Annotated in this window: 20 protein-coding genes; 9 read left to right on the top strand and 11 right to left on the bottom strand. The window is 64.7% G+C overall.

The features are described 5' to 3' along the window. Window positions 1-6: 6 nt before the first annotated feature. Window positions 7-258 carry a hypothetical protein gene (locus AC1TQG_RS21745; protein WP_482140153.1) on the bottom strand — a complete coding sequence of 84 codons (252 nt, stop codon included), beginning with the start codon at window positions 256-258 and terminating at the stop codon, window positions 7-9. Window positions 259-517: 259 nt separating this feature from the next. Here AC1TQG_RS21745 and AC1TQG_RS21740 point away from each other — a divergent pair, with 259 nt between their 5' ends. Next, entirely contained in the window at window positions 518-931 is a 414-nt protein-coding gene (locus AC1TQG_RS21740; protein ID WP_482140151.1) for a cold-shock protein, read from the top strand. A 22-nt stretch (window positions 932-953) separates the two neighbouring features. Here AC1TQG_RS21740 and AC1TQG_RS21735 read toward each other — a convergent pair whose 3' ends face one another. Together AC1TQG_RS21735 and AC1TQG_RS21730 are read right to left on the bottom strand one after the other, a co-directional pair. Then, window positions 954-1487: a DUF2771 family protein gene (locus AC1TQG_RS21735; RefSeq protein ID WP_482140149.1), complete on the bottom strand. Its 534-nt coding sequence runs from the start codon at window positions 1485-1487 to the stop codon at window positions 954-956. Continuing rightward, the gene (locus tag AC1TQG_RS21730) at window positions 1484-3256 is read right to left on the bottom strand and encodes an MFS transporter (protein WP_482140147.1); all 1773 of its coding nucleotides are present in this window, start codon (window positions 3254-3256) and stop codon (window positions 1484-1486) included. The genes AC1TQG_RS21735 and AC1TQG_RS21730 overlap by 4 nt, the downstream gene beginning before the upstream one ends. Window positions 3257-3544: 288 nt before the next feature. Here AC1TQG_RS21730 and AC1TQG_RS21725 point away from each other — a divergent pair, with 288 nt between their 5' ends. From AC1TQG_RS21725 to AC1TQG_RS21715, 3 genes are read left to right on the top strand one after another with little or no spacing between them, the layout of a single operon-like run. Then, entirely contained in the window at window positions 3545-4336 is a 792-nt protein-coding gene (locus AC1TQG_RS21725; protein WP_482140145.1) for a DUF3027 domain-containing protein, read from the top strand. Window positions 4337-4372: 36 nt separating this feature from the next. Further along, complete coding sequence (locus AC1TQG_RS21720) at window positions 4373-7093, top strand: sacsin N-terminal ATP-binding-like domain-containing protein (protein ID WP_482140143.1); 2721 nt, start codon at window positions 4373-4375, stop codon at window positions 7091-7093. Beyond that, window positions 7059-7769, top strand: a complete 711-nt coding sequence (locus tag AC1TQG_RS21715; protein ID WP_482140141.1) for a phosphatase PAP2 family protein — start codon at window positions 7059-7061, stop codon at window positions 7767-7769. The genes AC1TQG_RS21720 and AC1TQG_RS21715 overlap by 35 nt, the downstream gene beginning before the upstream one ends. Here the strand turns inward: AC1TQG_RS21715 and AC1TQG_RS21710 are convergent. After that, window positions 7657-7899 (bottom strand): DUF2530 domain-containing protein, encoded by a 243-nt coding sequence (locus AC1TQG_RS21710; RefSeq protein WP_482140139.1) that lies wholly within the window; start codon window positions 7897-7899, stop codon window positions 7657-7659. The genes AC1TQG_RS21715 and AC1TQG_RS21710 overlap by 113 nt on opposite strands. 147 nt (window positions 7900-8046) lie before the next feature. Between AC1TQG_RS21710 and AC1TQG_RS21705 the strand changes: the two genes are divergently transcribed. After that, window positions 8047-8499: an Rv0880 family HTH-type transcriptional regulator gene (locus AC1TQG_RS21705; protein ID WP_482141407.1), complete on the top strand. Its 453-nt coding sequence runs from the start codon at window positions 8047-8049 to the stop codon at window positions 8497-8499. 28 nt (window positions 8500-8527) lie between these two features. Here AC1TQG_RS21705 and AC1TQG_RS21700 read toward each other — a convergent pair whose 3' ends face one another. Continuing rightward, entirely contained in the window at window positions 8528-9754 is a 1227-nt protein-coding gene (locus AC1TQG_RS21700) for a GNAT family N-acetyltransferase (protein WP_482140137.1), read from the bottom strand. Window positions 9755-9828: 74 nt separating this feature from the next. Between AC1TQG_RS21700 and AC1TQG_RS21695 the strand changes: the two genes are divergently transcribed. Next, window positions 9829-10665: a TrmH family RNA methyltransferase gene (locus tag AC1TQG_RS21695; RefSeq protein WP_482140135.1), complete on the top strand. Its 837-nt coding sequence runs from the start codon at window positions 9829-9831 to the stop codon at window positions 10663-10665. 52 nt (window positions 10666-10717) lie between these two features. On the opposite strand, the gene AC1TQG_RS21690 is transcribed toward AC1TQG_RS21695, so the two are convergent. The 4 genes from AC1TQG_RS21690 to AC1TQG_RS21675 form a co-directional block, all read right to left on the bottom strand. Then, window positions 10718-11521 (bottom strand): DUF6928 family protein, encoded by an 804-nt coding sequence (locus AC1TQG_RS21690; RefSeq protein WP_482140133.1) that lies wholly within the window; start codon window positions 11519-11521, stop codon window positions 10718-10720. 56 nt (window positions 11522-11577) lie between these two features. After that, a complete protein-coding gene (gene sepH, locus AC1TQG_RS21685; RefSeq protein ID WP_482140131.1) occupies window positions 11578-12690 on the bottom strand; it encodes a septation protein SepH in 1113 nt (370 codons plus the stop codon). Window positions 12691-12835: 145 nt separating this feature from the next. Next, a complete protein-coding gene (gene serC / locus AC1TQG_RS21680; protein ID WP_482140129.1) occupies window positions 12836-13969 on the bottom strand; it encodes a phosphoserine transaminase in 1134 nt (377 codons plus the stop codon). 98 nt (window positions 13970-14067) lie between these two features. Next, on the bottom strand, window positions 14068-15195 hold the full coding sequence (locus tag AC1TQG_RS21675) for a citrate synthase 2 (protein WP_482140127.1): 1128 nt from the start codon (window positions 15193-15195) through the stop codon (window positions 14068-14070). A 94-nt stretch (window positions 15196-15289) separates the two neighbouring features. Between AC1TQG_RS21675 and pdxH the strand changes: the two genes are divergently transcribed. Then, window positions 15290-16009 carry a pyridoxamine 5'-phosphate oxidase gene (pdxH, locus tag AC1TQG_RS21670; RefSeq protein WP_482140125.1) on the top strand — a complete coding sequence of 240 codons (720 nt, stop codon included), beginning with the start codon at window positions 15290-15292 and terminating at the stop codon, window positions 16007-16009. Window positions 16010-16038: 29 nt separating this feature from the next. After that, window positions 16039-17307 (top strand): MFS transporter, encoded by a 1269-nt coding sequence (locus AC1TQG_RS21665; RefSeq protein WP_482140123.1) that lies wholly within the window; start codon window positions 16039-16041, stop codon window positions 17305-17307. A gap of 51 nt (window positions 17308-17358) precedes the next feature. Here the strand turns inward: AC1TQG_RS21665 and AC1TQG_RS21660 are convergent, their stop codons facing one another. Then, window positions 17359-18693 (bottom strand): ABC1 kinase family protein, encoded by a 1335-nt coding sequence (locus AC1TQG_RS21660; RefSeq protein ID WP_482140122.1) that lies wholly within the window; start codon window positions 18691-18693, stop codon window positions 17359-17361. A gap of 231 nt (window positions 18694-18924) precedes the next feature. Between AC1TQG_RS21660 and AC1TQG_RS21655 the strand changes: the two genes are divergently transcribed. Continuing rightward, window positions 18925-19350, top strand: a complete 426-nt coding sequence (locus AC1TQG_RS21655; protein ID WP_482140121.1) for a pyridoxamine 5'-phosphate oxidase family protein — start codon at window positions 18925-18927, stop codon at window positions 19348-19350. Window positions 19351-19393: 43 nt separating this feature from the next. Here the strand turns inward: AC1TQG_RS21655 and AC1TQG_RS21650 are convergent, their stop codons facing one another. After that, the gene (locus AC1TQG_RS21650) at window positions 19394-20422 is read right to left on the bottom strand and encodes an oxygenase MpaB family protein (protein ID WP_482140119.1); all 1029 of its coding nucleotides are present in this window, start codon (window positions 20420-20422) and stop codon (window positions 19394-19396) included. Between the last annotated feature and the right edge of the window lie 32 nt (window positions 20423-20454).

The raw sequence follows: 20454 nt of genomic DNA, 5'->3' as shown, positions 1-20454 counted from the left end.
CGAGCGTCACTCTAGTGGGGGGCTGTTGTTGTCGCCGGACTGGTCGGCCTGCTGTTGCGCCCGGCGCCCTGATCGGAGGGCAAAAATCAGCCCGAACAAAAATCCCAAGGGCGCACACATGATGAGCAGATAGACGAACAGGGGAGCGGTTTCGCCGGTGATCGGCTCGGCGAGAAACAGTGCGATCAGGGCGATGAGCCCAATCGCGAACAACCCCACCGCAACCCGTAGCAGTCCGGCGCCTTCGGCTTTGCGCATGTGGTCAACGGTAGTGCAGTGCCGCATATACAGCCGAAGGCGAGGTCGCTCACCTGCCAGACGAAGCCGAAGGCGGAGCTCGCTCACCTGCCGGACGAAGCCGAAGGCGGAGCTCGCTGTCACGGTTGCGCGATGGGGGAAACCATGGTGTTGGGAGCCTGGTCGAGGGGCTAGACTGATCAAACGCGTCTGGCTGGACCGCACTTGTCACAGCGGGCGCTTTCGTTTTGGGTCACGCGAACAGATGAGGGTGAGCACAGTGCCTACCGGCAAGGTGAAATGGTACGACGCGGAGAAGGGCTTCGGCTTTCTCTCGCAAGATGATGGCGAAGACGTCTATGTACGTTCGTCAGCGCTCCCCGCTGGAACCGAGGCGCTCAAGCCCGGCCAGAAGGTCGAGTTCGGCATGGCTGCGGGTCGTCGCGGTCCGCAGGCGCTCACGGTCAAGATTCTCGACCCCGCGCCGAGCGTTGCCAAGAACACCCGGGAAGCCCGCAAGGAGCAGCCCAAGCGGCATAGTCCCGACGAGCTCCACGGCATGGTCGCCGATCTGATCACCTTGCTCGAAGGCAAGGTGCAGCCCGATCTGCGCATTGGTCGCTACCCCGATCGCAAGACTTCACAACGTATTTCAGAGGTTGTCCGGGCCGTGGCCCGCGAACTCGAATCCTGATTCCACCCTCGGCGGGGCCGACCTACCCGGAAGCGGGTACGTCGACGCCGTCGGGGAGTGTGTCGATACCCCAAATGCCTCGTTGGATGAAGACGCCTGGTTCGGTCTCGATCTGCGACGGCTGGGTGATCTGGACAACGGCCAGAATCTTGTCCTCGGTCGATGGCAACGTGATGGTGCGTTTGGAATCGCTGAGGTAGATGGTCTCGGTTCCATTGTCGAAACCTTCGGCGGTCAGATACTGCACCACCAGGATCCACGGTCCGACAGCCAGTTCATGGGACAACGACACCATGAGCGTGTCCCCGACGGCAACGGGAACCCGCGTGGGCGGATTCGTCGCCGAGCCCTCACATTTGGACAGATCGATGGTGCAGTAGGCCAGCGGTTCGACGCGGACCAATGTGCTGCCGGAGGCCACCTGGAGGTACGGGATGTCGTCGCTCTTGTGGCCCGCGGTCAGTGCGGCAACCGAGCCGCCGACGATGGCTACGAACAGGACGGCAACAATCGCCGCGATGGTGGCGAACTTCTTTTCGCCTGCGGTCAAACTCATTCTTCGCGAGCACCCTTTTTCCGTGTGTCCTTGTTCCACGACTCCCGCACGGTGGGATCGACGTGGATTGCGCCGGTCGGCATTGTCATGTCAGGTCGCTTGCCGCCGAAACCGGGTACCAGGGTCGATCCCCGGTTGGTGACAAAGGTCTGGGCGAAGCCCAGGACCAGCAGAACGGTGACCACACCGAATCCGATGGACAGATTGGTCGGCAGCAACACGCCAAGGGAGGCCCCGAACACCCAGCCCATCTGCAGCACGGTCTCGGAGCGACCGAATGCGGACGCTCTGGACGCGTCTGGCAGATCGTCCTGGATGGACGAGTCCAGGCAGACCTTGCCGATTGCGCTGGTTCCGGATGCGATCAATGCGGCGATGATGACGAAGATGAGGTTGCCGAAGACCGCGGCGAGCAGCGCGACGAGGGCACACGAACCGGTGACGATCACAACGATGCGCTGAGGATTCGGGAGCTCGAGCCGGGTTCCGGTGGCATTGCCGATGAAGTTGCCGATACCGGCTGCCGCACCCACCGCGCCGAGCATCGCGACCTGCGCCCAACCGCTGCCGCCACCCTGCTGCGACTTTGCGTAGAAGGCGATGAACAGCGTCAGGAACCCGGTGAGGATGCGGATCGTCCCGTTGCCCCACAGTCCCACCAGGACATTGCGGCCCAACGGTTGCCGGATCGTTGCCGTCAGCGCTTTGACCGTCGACTTCTTGGTTTCGTCGGGTGACGGCATCTGGGTTCGGGCCGGCTCACCGTGGTACGTCAGCGTCGTCGGCACCTCACCCTCGGTGACCTCGACCCACGACGGGATCCGCATACACAGCACCGCACCGACGACGGTGATGATCGCCAGCCACACCATCGCGCCCGGAATGTGCAGCGGCAGAACCTTGCCGAGCGTCATCTCGAAGAAGGCGGCCACGCCGCCACCGACGATGGTGCCACCGACCAGGCCGAACGTGGTCAACCGTGAATTCACCCTCGGCAGGTCGATGGTCGGCGGGAGGACGCGTGGCGTCACCGCGGATTTGAGAACGCCAAAGGATTTGGACAACACCAACATTCCCAGGGCACAGGGGTAGAGCACCCATGGGTCGTATGTGAGTTGGCTCGAGGCCGCATCCCATCCGGAGTTGGCCATCACGAGCAGCGCCAGGATGGTCCGGCCGAGAAATGTTCCGGCCATGGCGATCCGGCGACCGCGTTGCAGTTTGTCGAGCAGTGGTCCGATCAGTGGCGCGATGATCGCGAACGGGGCGATGGTCAGCGCGAGATAGAGCCCGACCTTGCCCTTGGATTCGGCACTGGCCGCGGCGAAGAACAGGGTGTTGGCGAGCGCGATCGTCATCGCGGCGTCGACGGCGAAGTTGACGACCGTCGGGTACGTGAGCGCGGTCAGTCCGGATCGATCGGCGCCGTCCGCCGTGGCGGCCTGATGGATTTTCCCCAGGCCCTTGGACGTCAGTTCGCGACCGCGCATGGCCGCCACCCGTGTGACGGTGAGTTTGCGCGGCATGGCGCGGGCTTTGTCGTCGCTGTGGTAGTCGGTCTCGTCGAGCGGGGGCAGGTGCCGGTTCTGCGACGTCTGCTGTCGGGTGTCGTGGCGACCGGGTGCACCGGGTGGCGGGTATGCCCCGGACGGATCTTGTCGTGGGGGGTTGTTCCGCGGCGGTTGGTTCCGGGGCTGTTGCCTCGTTGGCTGTTGATTCGGGGGTGGCTGGTTTTCGGGCGGTTGGTTCTGGGGCGGTGGTTTCCGCATCCCGGGGCCTGCAGGCGGGGGACCGGGATGCGGTGCGCGCGGGGATCCGCCGTCCGCCGGGTAATTGGCAGAGCCCGGATGTGCGGTGGGCGTTTGGCGCGGACGCTCCCGGGGGTCGTGACCGGATGCACCAGCATGGCCGCGCGCGTCTCCGCCCCGGTCCGAGGGGGTCGCACGAGGATCAGGTGGTGGATTTCCTCGGTTCACTTTCCTGATTCTTCCCTATCTCGTGACCGCCGACCAACCCTCGTGCACTCCGGGCGGGTTGCGATACGGCACACTAGAGGGGTGAACGCGGTTACTGAACAGCCAGAAACAGCGACCGATGGTGCGCAGCCCGACAAACAGCGGGTTTCGTCGCTCCTGACCTCGGCCGTCGATCAGGCGCGGGCCGCCATCGACGCCGACGAACGGGAAATTGGGGAACACCTCGACGCGGTGACCGAGGCCGACTACACGGTGACCCACTACTTTGCGGCGAACGTGCCCGGATATCGCGGGTGGCAGTGGTGTGTGGTGTTGGCCGGTTGCCCCGACAGTGACGACGTCACCATCAACGAGGTCGCTCTGCTGCCCGGGTCTTCGGCACTGACCGCACCGGTCTGGGTGCCGTGGGATCAGCGGGTCCGGCCCGGCGATCTGCATCCAGGTGATCTGCTCGCCACGCCCGCCGACGATCCGCGGCTGGTGCCCGGCTACGTCGACAACGGTGATTTTGATCTCGTCGACGAAGAAGCGGCGGTCGGCGAGGCGATCGGGCTCGGCCGCAAGCGCTTGTTGAGCTACGAGGGCCGTATCGAGGCCGCGCAGCGTTGGGTGGACGGCGACCACGGTCCGGCCGCCGAGATGGCCCGCACCGCGAAGCACAACTGCGTCTCGTGCGCGTTCTATCTTCCGGTGATGGGCTCCTTGCGTGCGGCGTTCGGCGTCTGCGCCAATGAGTTCTCTGCCGATGGGCATGTGGTCCACGCCGACTACGGCTGCGGGGCGCACTCGGATGTGAAGGCACCCGAGGGTGCAGGCAGTCCGGCTTACGACGCCTACGACGATGGCGCGGTCGAAATCCACGCGAATACCTGAGCTGCGCGTGATGGCGCACTCCGGCGGGTGCCGGTGATGACCGGGCCGGATCCGTTTGGTGTTGATCGGTTGCGGGATTCGATCCTGCAGTCGTGGTTGGCCTCGCCCACTCGTTTGCGTGAGGACACCGCTGCCGAATCCGATCTCGTCGGGGTCGGGTACCGCGATCGCCTGCTGACCGAGCTTGTTGCCAACGCCGCCGATGCTGCCACCGAAGCCGGTGTCGAGGGCCGGGTGGCGGTGTGGATCGACGGTGGAGATCTTCACGTGGCGAACACCGGGTCCCCGCTCGACCGGTCGGGCGTGCAGGCGCTGACCGCGTTGCGGTCCTCGAGCAAGACCGGTCACGGTTTGGTCGGGCGTTTCGGGGTCGGATTCAGTGCGGTGGCCGCGGTCACCGACCACGTCCAGATCCGTTCTCGCACCGGATCCATCGAGTTCTCGGCGACGCGCACCAGGGCGCAGCTCGCCGGAACCGACTTGGCCGGGCATCCGGTGCCAACTCTGCGGCTGGCGTGGCCGATCGACACCCAACCGGCTCCTGGCTTCGACACCGAGATCGTGCTGGAACTCGATGGCGCGGTCGACGCGGTTGCCATGGTCACCGATTTTCGCGCCGAGAGTGTCGAGCTGCTGCTGGAACTGCCTGCCGTCGAGACGATTTCGGTTGGCGACAAGAACTTCACGCGGACCCGCGACGGCGATGTTGTCACCATCGGCGCCGAGCACTGGCGTGAATACGTCGCGCCACATGCCCGTTGGCTACTCCCGGTGCAGGGCGATCACGTTGTTCCGGTGTCATCCGGGGTGCTCCGGGCACCGACCCGGACCGATGTCGAACTCACGGTGCCTGCGATCTGTGTCGGTGACGTCCGTCTGACGGCAGATCGTCGCGGACTACATCCGGATGCCGATATCGCGACGCTCGCAACGGGCTATGCCGATTTCGCTGTTGCTCTGCCTGCGGTGGATCGGCTTGTGTTGGTTCCGGCGCCGGGTTTTGCCGCCGGTCACGAGGACGAGCGGTTGCGGACCGCGCTGATCGATGAACTGCGCGAGCATCGGTGGTTGCCCGGCGCCGACGGGAACGATCTGATTCCCTCCCGTTCCGAGGTGTTGGTCGACCTGACCCCGGGTCTCGCTGCGCTGATCGGCGAGATCGTCGCCACGTTGGTACATCCGGATCTGTCCGAACGGTTTGCGTTGAGTCGGTTGCGTTCGGTGGGGGTCACCGAGATCGGACTGGCCGACATCGCGGCGCGGCTGACCGGTGTGGTGCGCGAACCACGGTGGTGGGGAGAGCTCTACGCCGAGCTGTCGGTACTCGCGCAGGGGCAGGTGGACGAACTCGGAGCATTGCCGGTGCCACTGGTCGATGGCCGGACGATGCCCGGTGCTCGCGGCACCGTGTTGCCGCCGTACGCATCTGCCGACGCCGACGACACACAGACGGCAGCACCGTCGTGGCTGCCCACCATTCACCCCGATGCGGTCCACGAACTGCTCGAGCGCCTCGGAGCCCGGCGGATCTCGGTGGGGGAGATGCTCGCCGACCCCGCGCTGCAGGCCGAGATCGAATCCGATCCGGGCAGTGAACAACTCGCCCGAAGTGTGCTGGGTCTTCTTCGCAGCGCCCCGGATTCGTCGGTCCCGGGATGGCTGGGCTCGCTGGAGCTGCCGACCATCGATGACGAACCCCGTCCGGCGGACGAACTCTTGCTGCCGGACAGTCCGTTGGCCGCTGTGCTGGTTGATGATTCACCGTTCGGAGTGGTCAGTCCGGAGTGGGTGCAGCAGTACGGGGCAGCGGCCCTGCGGGCACTTGGAGTCGGCTGGGACTTCACATTGGCCCGCGAGGAATATCCGACCGGTCCCGACCACGACCTGCCCGACGAATCGCAGTGGTGGGACACGCTGACCGATGCACCTCAAACATTGACTGCGGTCCGTGATCTCGACCTGGTCGACCCCGAGAAGTGGTCGCAGGCGCTCACGCTGCTGGCCGAATCGCCCGACGTCGCCGTGTTGCTCGCCGAACGCCGCGGCTATACGGCCTGGTGGCTACGACATTTCGCCGTGATCGACGGGATTCGGTTGGGCGGGTGGCGGGCGCCGAGCGACCGGGCCGCCCGGGGTCTGCTCGATCCACTGGAGCACCCACAGGCCGACGGTCTCGCAGGCGCCCTCGGCAGCATCGACGTGGAAGACACCGAGCAGGCGCGGATGATGTTGCAGCACTTGGCCGATGTGGATCGAAGCATCACGCCATCGGTGGCGGCGGCGGTTCATACCGAAATGGCGCGTGCACTGCGCGATGGTCGTATCCGTCTCGATGACCTCGAACCACCGGTGGGATATCGCACCCTGGCCGGATCGGTGGCGCCGGAGGCGGTTGTACTCGACGCGCCGTGGATGGTGGCCGCACTGGACCCGGCCGTGGCCGTGTCGGTGCTGCCTGGCGAATACGCTCTGGCCGCCAATCTCGCTGATCTGCTTGATATCCCGACCGCAAGCGAGGAGTTCGTCGGAGGGCCGGTCGAGGCTGGGTCGGAATCGACCTGGGATGCGCAGCCCTGGGCCTTGGAGACGGCCCTGTCGCAAAACCGCGAGCTGCCCGTCGGACCCATCAGGGTGCACTCGGAACTGACCGTTGTGTTGCGCCGAGGGGGCAGCAGTGCCGAGTACCGGGTGCCGTGGTGGCGTGACGAGGATGGACTGATCCATGTTGATACAGAGTCCCGCGTCGTACCCGGCTGATCTACCGGACAGCAGCGGTCTGGTGGCCGCGACCGACCGGGAGACATCGTTCGGTCCGGACCAGCACGTCCTGGACTGGATGGTCGATCACCGCACAGATACCTGGACCACGGTGATGAAGGCGATCACCACGTTGGGCAACACCTTGACGCTGTTCCTGGTCGCGATCGCTGTCACCGCTTTCTTCGCTCTCCGCAGCCAGTGGCGACTCGCACTCTTCGTCGGCCTCGGCTCGGCCGTGGGTTCACTGATGATGGTCGCCCTGAAGGAACTGTTCTCCCGCGATCGGCCGCCCATGCCAGAACGTTTGGTGGATCTTTCGACCCACTCGTTCCCGTCAGGTCATGCCATGTCGTCGACCGTGGTCTACGGATTGACAGCAGTGGCCATCTACCGGTTCAGCCCCTGGGTTCGGGCACACATGTGGGTCTTGTTGTTCGCGCCGTTGCTGGCGCTGGCCATCGGCGTCACCCGTGTGTACCTCGGAGCGCATTGGATGACTGATGTCGTCGCAGGATGGACGCTGGGGGCGCTCTTTGTGGCAGCTGCGACCTGGATGACCTTCAGGACAGGCCCTGTTGAGCCGCCGGGCTCCCGCGCCGCACCGCAAGCTTCTGCAGATACACAACAAAGCACCCGAACAGACCCACACCAAGGCCCACCAGACAGATCGTGAGTGTGGTGTCGGTGCCGAGGTCCCAGATCGCCACGACGAGGGTGGCGATCAGCCAGGCCGTCATCCCGACGACGATCACCGGACCGGGCGCGGTCCACCGGGCGGGGAGTTCGGGGATCTCTGCGTGCATGAAGTCAGGTTAAACCGCATTCGACCACACACGAATTCGTGCCGCCGTCGAGCGGTGCGCGAATTGCAGTTTCTGCAATTAAAGTCGACAGCTGCTCACTTGTGAGGTGAACAAATGAATATCGGCAGTTCAGCGCGCATTTCGATCATGCTCACCTATCCTCGAACCGTGGAGCAGAATGACGAGAAGTTGCCAAGTGATCTGGCGATAGCTGTAGTGCGGCTGACCAGGCATTTACGTGGACGCAGGGCGTCATCTGTCGTGTCGCTTACGCAGCTGTCGGCTCTGTCCACACTCAAGCGCGAGGGATCGATGACCCCGGGTGCCATCGCCGCACGCGAACGCGTCCAGCCGCCGTCGATGACGCGCGTGATCGCCTCGCTGGCAGACCTGGGAATGGTCAAGCGTGAGCCGCATCCGACCGACGGCCGGCAGGTGATCGTGACCCTGACATCGGCAGGGGACGCGCTGGTGGTCGACGAGGCGAACGCACGTGAGGAATGGTTGCGGGCTCAGCTCAAACGGCTCGACGACCAGCAGTTGGCCACCCTCCGCGGTGCGGTCGGCATCATCGAGTCGATCGTCACCGAAAGCGACTGAGCGTCGCCACCGGCGGTGGCCGGTGTTCTCAGAAGGACGTGCCGGCAACCGGTCGGCGGTCCGTGCTGAACGCCTGATCGATTGCGTGCAGGGTGGCGCCATCGACGGTCCACAGTCTTTCCGCGGCAGCGAAGTCGACTGCACGGTACGCACCGAGATAGAGACTGCCCAGCACCGAGATGTCCATTCGGACAGTGGGTTCGGCGTCGGTGGCACTGACCGTGGCTTTGCTGTCGGTGATCGACACATTCCAGCGCCCACCGGAGTCACGGAACGAATCGTTCACCTCGAGCACGAAGTCCGTGTCGTGACCGTAGTCGCGCAGCGAAAGGGCTTGCTCGACATCGAGTATGCGGAGCCACATGCTGTCGTGGATACCGGTGACCGTCGGTGCACGCAGATCGGTGAGTTTGAGGGGGAGAGGATCGTCCACCGGAGTCGTTGCAGTGAGCGCCGGTATCAGATCGAGTCCTGACAGGACCCGCCACAGCTCGGTGTGGGCCTCGTCGGTGACGGTGAAGAGCTCGGAAACCTCTGCGATGGAAACGGTTTCGGACTCGTGATGGATCCGGTAGCTGGCGTAACCGTCGGGGTGCACCAAGTAGTGGAGTCCGCTGCGCCCGTTACGGAGGATGGGGCGGTCGGCGAAGATCATGTTCCACCACACCGGCGTTCGGACGATCGCGCCGGGCCGGGTCGAAACCCAACGGTTGTGGATCTCGGGAACTGATGCGCGGACCTGGTCGGCGTCGGCAAACCGAATCCGCGAGTCTGCAGGCGCCGGTGCCCGCAGGGAGGCCTTCCGCAGGTCCAGACGCAACGTGTGGTCGAAAGCCGCGGGCCCGTATCCGAATCGTTCGTAGATCGTTCCCTCAGAGGCCGTCAGGATCGAGAATATCGACTGCTCGCGTTCCCACTGCTCGAACATCTCGGTGATCATCAGCCGGAGGATTCCGCGTCGACGGTGCGTAGCTGCGACCGACACCCAGGACAATCCGGGCAGGTCGACCTGGAGACCACCGGGGATCGACATCTTCATCCGGAAGAACATCGCCACACCCACGAGGACGGGACGTTCCGGATCGGAGGTGTCGTGGACCACGATGGCGTCGCCATCGGTGACCTTGGATCGGATGTCGGCCAGGGCTTCGTCGTCGAGCGGTTCGACAAATGCGAACGCCCGCGCATCGGCGATGGCGATGTCGGACCAGTCGGATTCGATTGCGCGACGAAGCGTCAGATTACCGTTGCTCACCCTTTCAACCTGTCACATCGACGGTCGGGCAGACTAGCCGGATGGTCGGATCGCACACTCACCCAGGCGGCGTCATGTCGGATCTCACAGTCGACGTGATCGACATCGACGACCCCACCGATCCGCGGGTCGATGACTTTCGAGACTTGAACTCCGCCGACCGACGACCTGACCTGCCCGTTCTGCCCGGCGGCCTGCCGGGTAAGGGGTTCGTCATCGCCGAGGGTGTGCTGGTCGCCCAGCGAATGGTTGCCTCCCGGTTCGCGCCGCATGCGTTCCTGGGCGTCGACAAGCGCCTGCAGGAATTGGCTCCCACCCTCTCCGCCGACGCGGTGGCCGGGGTGCCTTTCTATCGGGTCGGTGCCACCGTCATGGCGCAGGTGGTCGGATTTCATCTGAACCGCGGCGTCCTCGCCGTCGCCCGCCGTCCTGAGCCGATCACGCTCACCGATGTGCTCGTCGGCGCCCGGACGGTGGCCGTCCTCGAAGGTGTCAACGATCACGAGAACATCGGCAGCATCTTTCGGAACGCCGCGGGACTGGGGGTCGACGCGGTGATCTTCGGTGGCGCCTGCGCGGACCCGCTCTATCGGAGGTCGGTCCGGGTGTCGATGGGACATGTGCTGCTGGTTCCCTTTGCCCACGTCGAAAGCTGGCCATCGGATCTGGAAGTGCTCCGCGACAACAACTTCCGGATAATCTCGCTCACGCCCGACAATGCTGCCGTCCCGTTGTCAGAAGCAGTGGACGCCGAGCGGGTTGCCTTCATGGTCGGGGCCGAGGGTCCGGGTCTGTCGGAGACGGCGATGCGTTCCGGCGATGTGCGAGCACGTATTCCGATGGCGAGGGGGACCGACTCGCTCAATGTGGCGACGGCCGCGGCGCTCGCCTTCTACGAGCGGGCACGCTGAGCCCTCGCGTGACCTGATGCCGGGGTGCCGGGAGTCAGGGCTTCGCGCCTGCTCAGTGCTTGGGGCCGAACCCGAACCAGCGGGCGACCCGGCCCGGCTTGTGCTCGCTCGACTCGTGGTTGTCACCGCCGTCTGTCACCACGTTGCCGGTGGGCCCGCTGTTGGTGGACCCGTTGCCGGTGGACAATCCCAATTCGACATCGGCCTCTGTCGGTACATATCCCTTTGGCCGAATCGCGAAGCCTGAGACGACGATGTTCGCCGGATCGGAGTCCTCGTCGCCCAGTGGCGTGGTGAAGCGAAAGCCGAGCCATTCGCGGATCGCCTGTTCGGCGAACTCCTGTGGGTGAAATGGCAGTGCCTGTGGATCTGGTTGGGCGCCATCGGCGTACATCAGGGGATGCTCGCCGGCCCAGAACGGACCCTCGAATATGAAAGGCAGCCCGATGTTTTCGTGGATGGTGACCGGGTCTGCCGAGAACGAGCGGCGCAGTGTGCCGTTCTCCCAGCGGGCAAAGGCTCCCAGCGACGATTCCGGTTCGGTGTGCAGGACAATCACCTCGTCCGACGGGACCGCAGTGATCCAGGCCTCGGGCAGAGTGGACGGAGTGGTCGTCGAGAGCACCGGGCTGGTGACCACCACAAGCGAGCCGTAGACGCCGACGAACAGCTGATCATCGGCCGGAGTCGCGGCGGACGCAAGGTCTGTCTCACCGATGGGCAGAGCGGTGAGGTCTGGGCACAACGCGCCGGCAAGGCTGGCCGCCGCGGCGGGATCGTGTCGCAGGCCTTGCCTGATCTCGGCTACCGGATCGCTTGAGTTGATGAACCAGAGCATCGACGCCTTCGCTGCCAACTCAAGTCCTTTCGTCGGTGCCGACCTGTCTCACGTACGGAACAATTAAACGCCCTTCACGGGTTGCCGCTGCTGCGGACCCCGAGAAGTACATCCTCCCAGGCGGGTAGCGAAGGCTTGCGATTCCCGCGTCCGCGCTTGCGGTTCGGCTCCGACTTGTCCCCGGTCTCAGGGTTTTTGGGACCGGTCGTTGTGACCGGGCTCTGCGGTGCTTCGGGCTTTTCGGTGGTTACCGACGCCTCGGTCTGCTCCTCGGGCGTCTGCTCCTCCGGCGTTTGCTCGTCGGTGATCGCCTCGGGCAGATCGTCGGCTTCGTCAACCGGGTCGATCTGGGCGGCTGTCGGTTGGGGACGGGGCTCGGGCGTGGCCGGACGAGGTGCTCGGCGGGCCGTCTGCTCACCGGTGACCGAATCGGCGTCCACGGTGACCTCGCCAGACCCGTCGGACTTCACGGTCAGGCGCGCCGAACGCGAAATCGGTGATACCCGAGCCGCTTTCGGCGGTGTGTAGTCGAAGGCGAGTTCGGTTTCGTCGGAACCGGTGTCGTCGACGGTGGGCGAGAGCGCGGTCACGCTACGCAACGGCCGGCTCAGATCCGGATCGATCAACTCGTCGGCGACCTCGTCGATTGCTTCCACCGTGCCCGAGTTCGAGCCGGGCAGATAACGCCAATGAGCGCGATTGACAGAGCGTCCGACGTGCCAGCTGACCTGGACGACCCAGCGGTTGTCCTCGGCTTTCCAGGCGTCCCATTCGGTGTTCTCGGGGTTGTGCCCGCGGGCACCGAGGGCAGCTGCAACAACCTCGCCGAGGGTGGACAGTGCAGGCCCGTCGTAGCGCAACGGGTGTGCCGCCGCCGCCAGTTCGGTCGCACGAGCGCGCTCGAGCAGCACCGGATGGGCAAAACGTTCAACACGACTCATCGACACCCCGGCGGCCGTAGCCACCTGTTCGACCGTGGCGCCCGCGCGGATCCTGGCCTGGATCTCGCGGGGCCGCAGAGTGCTTTCCATCTCGATCTCGATCTGCCCCAGCCGGGTCAGATCGCCACGGGCAGCCGCACGCAGGGTGTCATCAGCAGGGATACGGAACTTCTCGCCCGACTCGGTGTCCTGACAGATCACCTTCTTGCCGTCCGGCTCAAGGCCGATGACTCGAAGCTCACGCATCTGCTTCTCCTTCACGACTCGGAGCCAGCCTCAACATCTGTGTCGGTGTGCATTGGCGTCAGCGTAATGCAGTCAAGCCCCAAAGGCGGGCATGACACGCATAAAAATGCCAGCTCAGCAGGGGTGGGCTGAGTGCGGGTGGCCGCTACAGTGCGCCGACGACGTAGTCGATGCACTGGGTCAGGCGGCTCACGTCGTCGGGTTCGACGGCCGGGAACATGCCGATCCGAAGCTGGTTGCGGCCGAGCTTGCGGTAGGGCTCGGTGTCGACCACTCCGTTGGCGCGCAACACCTTAGCGACCGCTGCGGCGTCGACGTCATCGTTGAAATCGATGGTTCCGACGACCTGGCTGCGGTATGCGGCGTCCTTCACGAACGGGGTGGCGTACTCGCTTGCCAACGCCCAATCGTAGAGTCGCGAGCTGCTGTCCGCGGTCCGCGCGGTGCACCAGTCGAGGCCGCCGTTCGAGTTCATCCACTCGATCTGGTTGGCCAGCAACAGCAGCGATGCGACGGCCGGGGTGTTGTATGTCTGGTTCTTGCTGCTGTTCTCGACGGCGGTCGGCAGTGACAGGAAATCGGGGCACCAGCGGTCGGAGGCACCGATGGTGGCGACTCGTTCGAGCGCGGCCGGGCTCATCAGGGCGATCCACAGTCCACCGTCGGATGCGAAGGACTTCTGCGGCGCGAAGTAGTACACGTCGGTGTCGGCGACGTTGACGGGCAGGCCGCCTGCGCCGGAGGTGGCGTCGATGGCGATCAGGGCGTCGCCGGCCACCGCAGGGCGGCTGACGGGCACTGCCACACCGGTCGAGGTCTCGTTGTGGGCCCAGCCCACGAGGTCGACGCCGTCGAACTTGTCGGCCGCGATCGCGCTCACGCTCGGCGCGGTACCGGGTTCGGTCGAGATGACCACCGGGTCTTCGAGGAACGGAGCGTTTTTCGCGACGGTGGCGAACTTGTTGGAGAACTCGCCGTAGGTCAGGTTGAGCGAACGCTTGGAGATCAGGCCGAATGCGGCGGCGTCCCAGAAGGCGGTGGTGCCGCCGTTGGAGAGGACGACCTCGTAGCCGTCTGGGAGCGAGAACAGGTCGGACAGTCCGCTGCGGATCGCACCGACGACGTTCTTGACCGGGGCCTGACGGTGGCTGGTACCGAATACCGATGCGCCGGTGTCGACCAGCGACTGCAGCTGCTCGGGGCGAACCTTGGACGGGCCACAACCAAAACGGCCGTCGCTGGGCAAGAGGTTGGCCGGAATGGAGATCGTTTCGCTCATGCGATCAGTCTAGAGTCCCGCCCTGCGCCCGATGATGGTGGGTTTTGGTGAGCGCGACCTGCGGGTTTACGCGCCAAATAGCCACCATCATCGGAAAGCTACTTCGGTGCGATGACGTCCCAGCCGTCGACATCCTCGGGACGACGTGGGGCGGCGCCCACGTAGAGCGCGGCCGGACGGACCAGTTTGCCCAGACGCTTCTGCTCCATGATGTGCGCGCACCAGCCTGCGGTCCGCCCGCAGGTGAACATCGCAGGCATCATGTGGGTCGGGACCTCGGCGAAGTCGAGGATGACCGCGGCCCAGAACTCGACGTTGGTCTCGATCGCCCGGTCGGGGCGTCGTTCGCGGAGTTCGGTGAGCGCAGCCTGTTCCAGTGCCGAGGCGACCTCATATCGCGGGGCGTTGAGTTCTTTTGCGGTGCGGCGCAACACCCGGGCCCGGGGGTCTTCGGCGCGGTACACCCGGTGTCCGAAGCCCATCAGTTTTTCTTTGCGGTCGAGGATGCCCTTGACCAGGCCGCGGGCGTCGCCGGTCCGGTCGACTTCTTCGATCATCGGCAGCACGCGGGCGGGCGCGCCGCCGTGTAGCGGTCCCGACATCGCGCCGATGGCGCCGGAGAGGGCAGCCGCGACATCGGCGCCGGTGGAGGCGATGACGCGGGCGGTGAAGGTCGAGGCATTCATGCCGTGTTCGGCGGCGCTGACCCAGTAGGCATCGATCGCACGGATGTGCGCGGGGTCGGGTTCGCCCTTCCAGCGGGTCATGAATCGTGCTGTGACGGTGTCACATTCGTCGATGACCTTCTGTGGGACGGCGGGTTGATGGATGCCGCGGGCCGATTGCGCGACGTAGGACAGTGCCATCACCGAGGCGCGTGCCAGGTTGTCGCGGGCGGTTTGGTCGTCGATGTCGAGGAGTGGTTGATAGCCCCAGATCGGTGCGAGCATGGCCAGGCCTGCCTGCACGTCCACGCGGACGTCGCCGGTGTGGATGGGCAGTGGGAACGGCTCGGCAGGCGGCAGTCCGTCACCGAAACGTCCATCGACGAGCAGTGCCCAGACGTCGGAGAACGTGACGTTGTTCTCTACGAGGTCTTCGATGTCGACGCCGCGGTACCGGAGGTTGCCACCGTTCTTGTCGGGTTCTGCGATCTCGGTGGTGAATGCGGTGACACCCTCGAGACCTTCGACGAATCCTTCGGGTATTTCAACGTTGACTGCCATCGCTCGAGCTCCCTTGCCATTGCCCTGTATGCGTACTGATTAGGACTGTAGTGCCCGAGGCATTCTGGACGACCCGGGAGTAGCGTTATCGGCCGTGGAACGCAAACCGATCGACTTGGCCAACATGCGGATGGCCTATGCAGCCTCCGGCGGTGTCGGGCGCCCCGGATCCGGGGATGACGCAGCCGGTGCCGACGGGGTCAAGGACAACCTCGACCCGCTCTGGCTCGCAGGCGACCCGCCGTGGCTGGAGTTGTTCGGTAAATGGCTGCGCGAAGCTGTCGATGCGATGATCCCGGAACCGAATGCCATGGTGCTCGGGACGGTCGATGCCGCCGGTCACCCGTCGACCCGCACGGTGCTCTGCAAAGGTGTGGACGCCGACGGGGTCACGTTCTTCACCAGTTACGAATCCGACAAGGGACGGCACCTCGACGGCGTGCCGTATGGGGCGGTGACGTTCCCCTGGATCGCGATGGAGCGCCAGGTCCATTTCCGTGGACCGGTGACGAAGGTGCCGGAAGGCCACACTGCGGACTACTGGTCCAAGCGGCCACGTGGTTCGCAGCTGTCAGCGTTCGCGTCGCAGCAGTCGGCGCCGATCGAGTCGCGGGAAGCGTTGGAGGACAAGGCCGCCGCCATCGAGGCACGGTTCGACGGCGAGCAACCGGTTCCGGTGCCGCCGCATTGGGGCGGTTACGTGATCGCCCCCGTCGAGGTCGAGTTCTGGCAAGGCCGCGCGAACCGGTTGCACAACCGGGTGCGGGCGTCGCTGGTAGACGGCCGGTGGAACGTCACGAGGTTGCAGCCGTAGATGTTTGACCACCTTCCGGTTCGCAGCAGGTGACCCGCCGGTTCCTGGCCGACACCACCCCGCTCAAGCACCCCCACTTTCGTCGCCTGTGGTGGGCGAACATTGTCACCGTCATCGGTGCGCAATTGACGGTGGTGGCTGTTCCGGCCCAGATCTACCAAATCACCGGCAACTCGGCGTACGTCGGGTTGACCGGCTTGTTCGGGCTGGTGCCACTGGTGATCTTCGGGTTGTGGGGCGGCGCATTGGCCGATGCCATGGACCGTCGAATCCTGTTGATCATCACCACATGTGGGTTGATCGGTACCAGCGCATTCTTCTACGTGCAGTCGGCGATGGGGTTCGGCAACGTGTGGGTCATCCTCACGCTCTTCGCGTTGCAGCAAGCGTTCTTCGCCGTCAATCAGCCAACCCGCACAGCGATTCTCCCGAAGCTGATGTCGAATGCCGAACTGCCTGCTGCCGCTTCGCTGAACATGACGGTGATGCAGGCCGGTGCGATTGCCGGACCACTGGTCGGTGGAGCGCTGATCCCGGTACTCGGATACTCGCTGCTGTATTTGGTCGACACCGTGTTCCTCTTCGCCACGCTGTGGGCCGTCATCAAATTGCCGTCGTTGCGGCCGGGTGGAGGTGATCGGAAACCGACGTCCGCGGGCGTGCGCTCGATCATCGAGGGATTCGTGTTCCTGCGAGGCCAACCGGTCCTGATGGCGTCCTTCGTGGTCGACCTGATCGCCATGATCTTCGGAATGCCCCGGGCGTTGTTCCCGCAGATGGCACACGAGAGTTTCGGTGGACCTGAAAGTGGCGGAGTCGCATTTGCCCTGTTGTTCTCCGCAATTGCGCTCGGCGCGCTGGCAGGCGGCATCTTCTCCGGGTGGGTGTCACGGGTGCGCAGGCAGGGCCTTGCCGTCATCGTCTGCGTGATCATCTGGGGTGTGGCCATCATCGGGGTCGGGATCTGTGTCGGATTCGCCAACCACACCGCGCTTCCGATGCTGCCGATCGTGGTCGCGTTGCTCATGATCGGTGGTGCGGCCGACATGGCGTCGTCGGCGTTTCGGCAGTCGATTCTGCTGGCCGCTGCGAGCGACGAGATGCGTGGCCGTTTGCAGGGTGTGTTCACCGTGGTCGTCGCCGGTGGCCCCCGCATCGCCGATGTCCTGCACGGTGCTGCGGCCGTTTCGGTGGGGACCGCGGCCGCCACCGCCGGTGGCGGCGTCCTCGTCGTTGTCGGAACAGGGATTGCCGCCCTGGCGATTCCGGCCTTCGTCCGCTACCGAATCACCCGATGATGTGCTGTTTTGGTTGTCCTCACCTGGGGTTTTGTTCGCCAGAAGGGCACATTATCGGGAGCGGGCGGAGTCTTTGAGGAGTCCGGCGGTGTAGCCGACGACCTGGGGATCGGACATGGCTTTCCAGCTGGGCGCCAAAAGCTTCATATACCGCTCGACGTAGAGCAGTTGCTTGCCGACGAGGACCAGTTCTCGGGGTAGTCGGGCGTCGTAGGTCTTGGCGAGATTGGCGAGTTGCCTACCCAGGTCGGCATACGACATGTCACCGAGATTGGTGCCACCGATGGGTGCGGCAACCCGGCGCAGATCCTTTGCGGTCTCGCGCACCGAACCCGGTTTGCCGAACGTTCCCAGCGCGGACAGTGCCTGCCCGGCCGCCTCATAGTTGCTGCGCATCAGGTTGCCGAGCAGTTCACGCACGATCAGCCGAGACCGGTCGTCGAAGCGGCCGACGATTCCCCAGTCCAAGAGGACGATTCGACCCTGGGGATCCACCAACACGTTCCCGGCGTGCAGATCGCCGTGAAAAATCCCGTCGGTGAAGGCGGATTCGAGCAGGGAGAGCAACAACGTCTTGACGATCTTGGTGCCGTCATGGCCGGCTTCACGGATTGCTTTTGCGTTGTCGATGCGGATGGCATCGACGAACTCGAGCGTGATCACTCGCTCGGTGGTGTAGTCCCAGAAGACTTTTGGCACCCGGACCTGATCGGCGAAACGCGACCCGGAGATCGCGTCGGTCCATTCCTCCATCGCGGCGGCTTCGGTCCGGAAGTCGAGTTCGGAGTTGAGGTTTGCGGTGAAGTCTTCGATCACGGCCTTGGCGCTGAGCATGCGTCCATACGGCGAGAACTCGACCACAGCCGCGGCCCGCTGCAGGATCTGCAGATCGGCCGCCAATCTCGCTTTGATCCCGGGCCGCTGGATCTTCACCACCACATGCTCGCCGGTGGACAGAACCGCGTTGTGCACCTGCGAGATTGACGCCGACGCGATTGGTTCGGGGTCGAATTGCGCAAACACCTCATCCGGGTCGCGGCCGAGCTGGTCGGTGAGCAGTCGGCGAACCTGATCCGGGTCGGCCGGTGGAACCCGGTCGAGCAACGTGCGGAACTCATCGGACAACACCCGGGGGAACACCCCGGGGCTCGATGCGATCAGCTGCCCGAGCTTGACGTAGGTGGGTCCGAGCGCGGCGAAGGTGTTGCGCGTTTCACCGGCTCCGGCTGCGGCCAGATCGTCGGATCCGACGGCGCGTGCGGCAAACCGGGCCCCACCGCAGACCGCCTGCCAGGCGGTTGCTCCGATCCGTGCTGCCTCGCTGGTCAGCGAAACCTTTTGAAGCGTCAGGGGCGCGGTTGGTGTTGTTGGTGTCGTCGCTGTCATGTGTCCTCCGCAGGTGAGGAGCGGCGGCTCGCTGTGCCCTCCCCAGACTTCAGGTGGTCAGGATGCTTCGGGGCCATGGTAGGGCATTTCTCCCCTAGCAGTAGAGGCGTCGACATGCGACGCTACAGAGGTGACCACGTTCGGTGGCCGGGCGGACGATCGCCCAGGCGGCGAGATCGAAGCGGTTGGCACAGTGCCGACCGGTCAGGTGGTAGGCGAGGAGATGAGTCGATGTTATTGGGTGGTCCGGTCCAAGAGATGACCGTCGACGAGTGCTGGGAGAAGTTGGCAGAGATCGAATTGGGACGGGTTGTCGTCTCTGTCGACGACGAGATCGACATCTTTCCCGTCAACTATGTTGCGAGCGAAGGTCGGATCTACTTTCGCACCGCACCGGGAAGCAAACTCCTGAAATTGACCATCAATTCGTCGGTTCTGTTCGAGGTCGACGCGTCCTCGCCCGCCGACGGCTGGGCGTGGAGTGTGATCATCCGGGGAACCGCCCGGAACCTGGTGTCGGCCAGCGAGATTCTCGAGGCAGACAAGCTGGCGCTGACGCCGTGGATCGCGACGTTGAAGTACGAGTACGTCGAGATCACCCCCGGTCAGGTCACTGGTCGCAGCTTCGTTCTGGGCCCGGAGCCCGAGCGGTACTGATCCCCAAACCTGTTGGCATCGAAGCCTTTGATGTCAACAGGTCTCAGTGCGCGACCGGACATTCTCCGGTTTCATCGGATTGCCAGGGGAGTTGGGCCCGACGGGCCGCGGTCACCGGGCAGTAATGCATCGGCTTGTCGCGTACGGCCTCCGGTGGCAGGTTGCGTAGCGGTGTTTCGAGCAGAGGGGCGTCGGCCGGGACCCTGCCCGACAACCGATCCCACGCGTCGCGACAACGCGGATGCCGACGGTAACGCTCCGGTAGGGCTTGCATGAAGGCGTTGACCCCCTTGCCGAAGAGCCGGAACCGTTTCTCATCCTTCTCGGACCACGTGAAGCCCATCATCTCGCGCACCGCCGGGTGGTAGAGCCCCGTGGTCAGCCAGGTGAAGAACCGTTCCGTCGGCCGGACCATCAGTTTCCAGATCGGCAGTGGCATCGCAGACATCCACGGTGGCGGCGGAAGCTGGGAGATGTCGAGGACGGTGCGCACCGCGGGATGGTCCTCGAGGACGTTGCGGCACATGTGATCCCAATACTCGAGGAACTCTTCGTAGGTATCGGGGCAGGGGCGGGTGCTCACGCCGTACATCGCGTACCAGGTGCGTGATTCTTCGAACAACGCGCGCTTCTCGGCTTCGGTGATCGGCGGGCCGAACACTTCCGCGCACCTGATGTTGCCGTACCAGAACGTGGCATGCGCCCAATAGAAGACGTCGGGATCGAGTGCGTGATACCGGCTGCCATCGGGCATCGCGCCCTTGATCTCACGGTGGTAGTCGCGGACCTCGTGTCCGGTGTCGGTGGTGCCGTCGAACACAACCCCGATGATCGGATACAGCGACCGGTTCAGGCGCTGCCAACGCTCGCCGAAGAAGTCGGAGTGCTCCCAGACCGCGGCGCCGAGTTTCGGATGCATATTCTGCATCGACCCCGACCACAGGCCGATCAGCATGCCGTGCCAACCGCCGAAGAACTTCCAGGTCACGGAATCGGGGCCGAGTGGGTTCACCTCGGGCGTGGTCTGTGCGGACCTCTCGGCAGCCAACTCGGGCTCATGCACGTCGGTCATTGACGGCCTCTCGTCGCCGGTGCAGAACACCA

The organism is Williamsia sp. Y844, assembly GCF_056786475.1.
This window is presented reverse-complemented; position numbering and strand designations above follow the sequence as displayed.

What these genes read in the sequence shown, in the direction of transcription:
- AC1TQG_RS21745 (WP_482140153.1), bottom strand. Translation starts at nt 258, where the DNA reads ATGCGCAAAGCCGAAGGCGCCGGACTGCTACGGGTTGCGGTGGGGTTG.
- AC1TQG_RS21735 (WP_482140149.1), bottom strand. Translation starts at nt 1,487, where the DNA reads ATGAGTTTGACCGCAGGCGAAAAGAAGTTCGCCACCATCGCGGCGATT.
- AC1TQG_RS21730 (WP_482140147.1), bottom strand. Translation starts at nt 3,256, where the DNA reads ATGCGGAAACCACCGCCCCAGAACCAACCGCCCGAAAACCAGCCACCC.
- AC1TQG_RS21720 (WP_482140143.1), top strand. Translation starts at nt 4,373, where the DNA reads ATGACCGGGCCGGATCCGTTTGGTGTTGATCGGTTGCGGGATTCGATC.
- AC1TQG_RS21715 (WP_482140141.1), top strand. Translation starts at nt 7,059, where the DNA reads ATGTTGATACAGAGTCCCGCGTCGTACCCGGCTGATCTACCGGACAGC.
- AC1TQG_RS21710 (WP_482140139.1), bottom strand. Translation starts at nt 7,899, where the DNA reads ATGCACGCAGAGATCCCCGAACTCCCCGCCCGGTGGACCGCGCCCGGT.
- AC1TQG_RS21705 (WP_482141407.1), top strand. Translation starts at nt 8,047, where the DNA reads ATGCTCACCTATCCTCGAACCGTGGAGCAGAATGACGAGAAGTTGCCA.
- AC1TQG_RS21695 (WP_482140135.1), top strand. Translation starts at nt 9,829, where the DNA reads ATGTCGGATCTCACAGTCGACGTGATCGACATCGACGACCCCACCGAT.
- sepH (WP_482140131.1), bottom strand. Translation starts at nt 12,690, where the DNA reads ATGCGTGAGCTTCGAGTCATCGGCCTTGAGCCGGACGGCAAGAAGGTG.
- serC (WP_482140129.1), bottom strand. Translation starts at nt 13,969, where the DNA reads ATGAGCGAAACGATCTCCATTCCGGCCAACCTCTTGCCCAGCGACGGC.
- AC1TQG_RS21675 (WP_482140127.1), bottom strand. Translation starts at nt 15,195, where the DNA reads ATGGCAGTCAACGTTGAAATACCCGAAGGATTCGTCGAAGGTCTCGAG.
- AC1TQG_RS21660 (WP_482140122.1), bottom strand. Translation starts at nt 18,693, where the DNA reads ATGACAGCGACGACACCAACAACACCAACCGCGCCCCTGACGCTTCAA.
- AC1TQG_RS21655 (WP_482140121.1), top strand. Translation starts at nt 18,925, where the DNA reads ATGTTATTGGGTGGTCCGGTCCAAGAGATGACCGTCGACGAGTGCTGG.
- AC1TQG_RS21650 (WP_482140119.1), bottom strand. Translation starts at nt 20,422, where the DNA reads ATGACCGACGTGCATGAGCCCGAGTTGGCTGCCGAGAGGTCCGCACAG.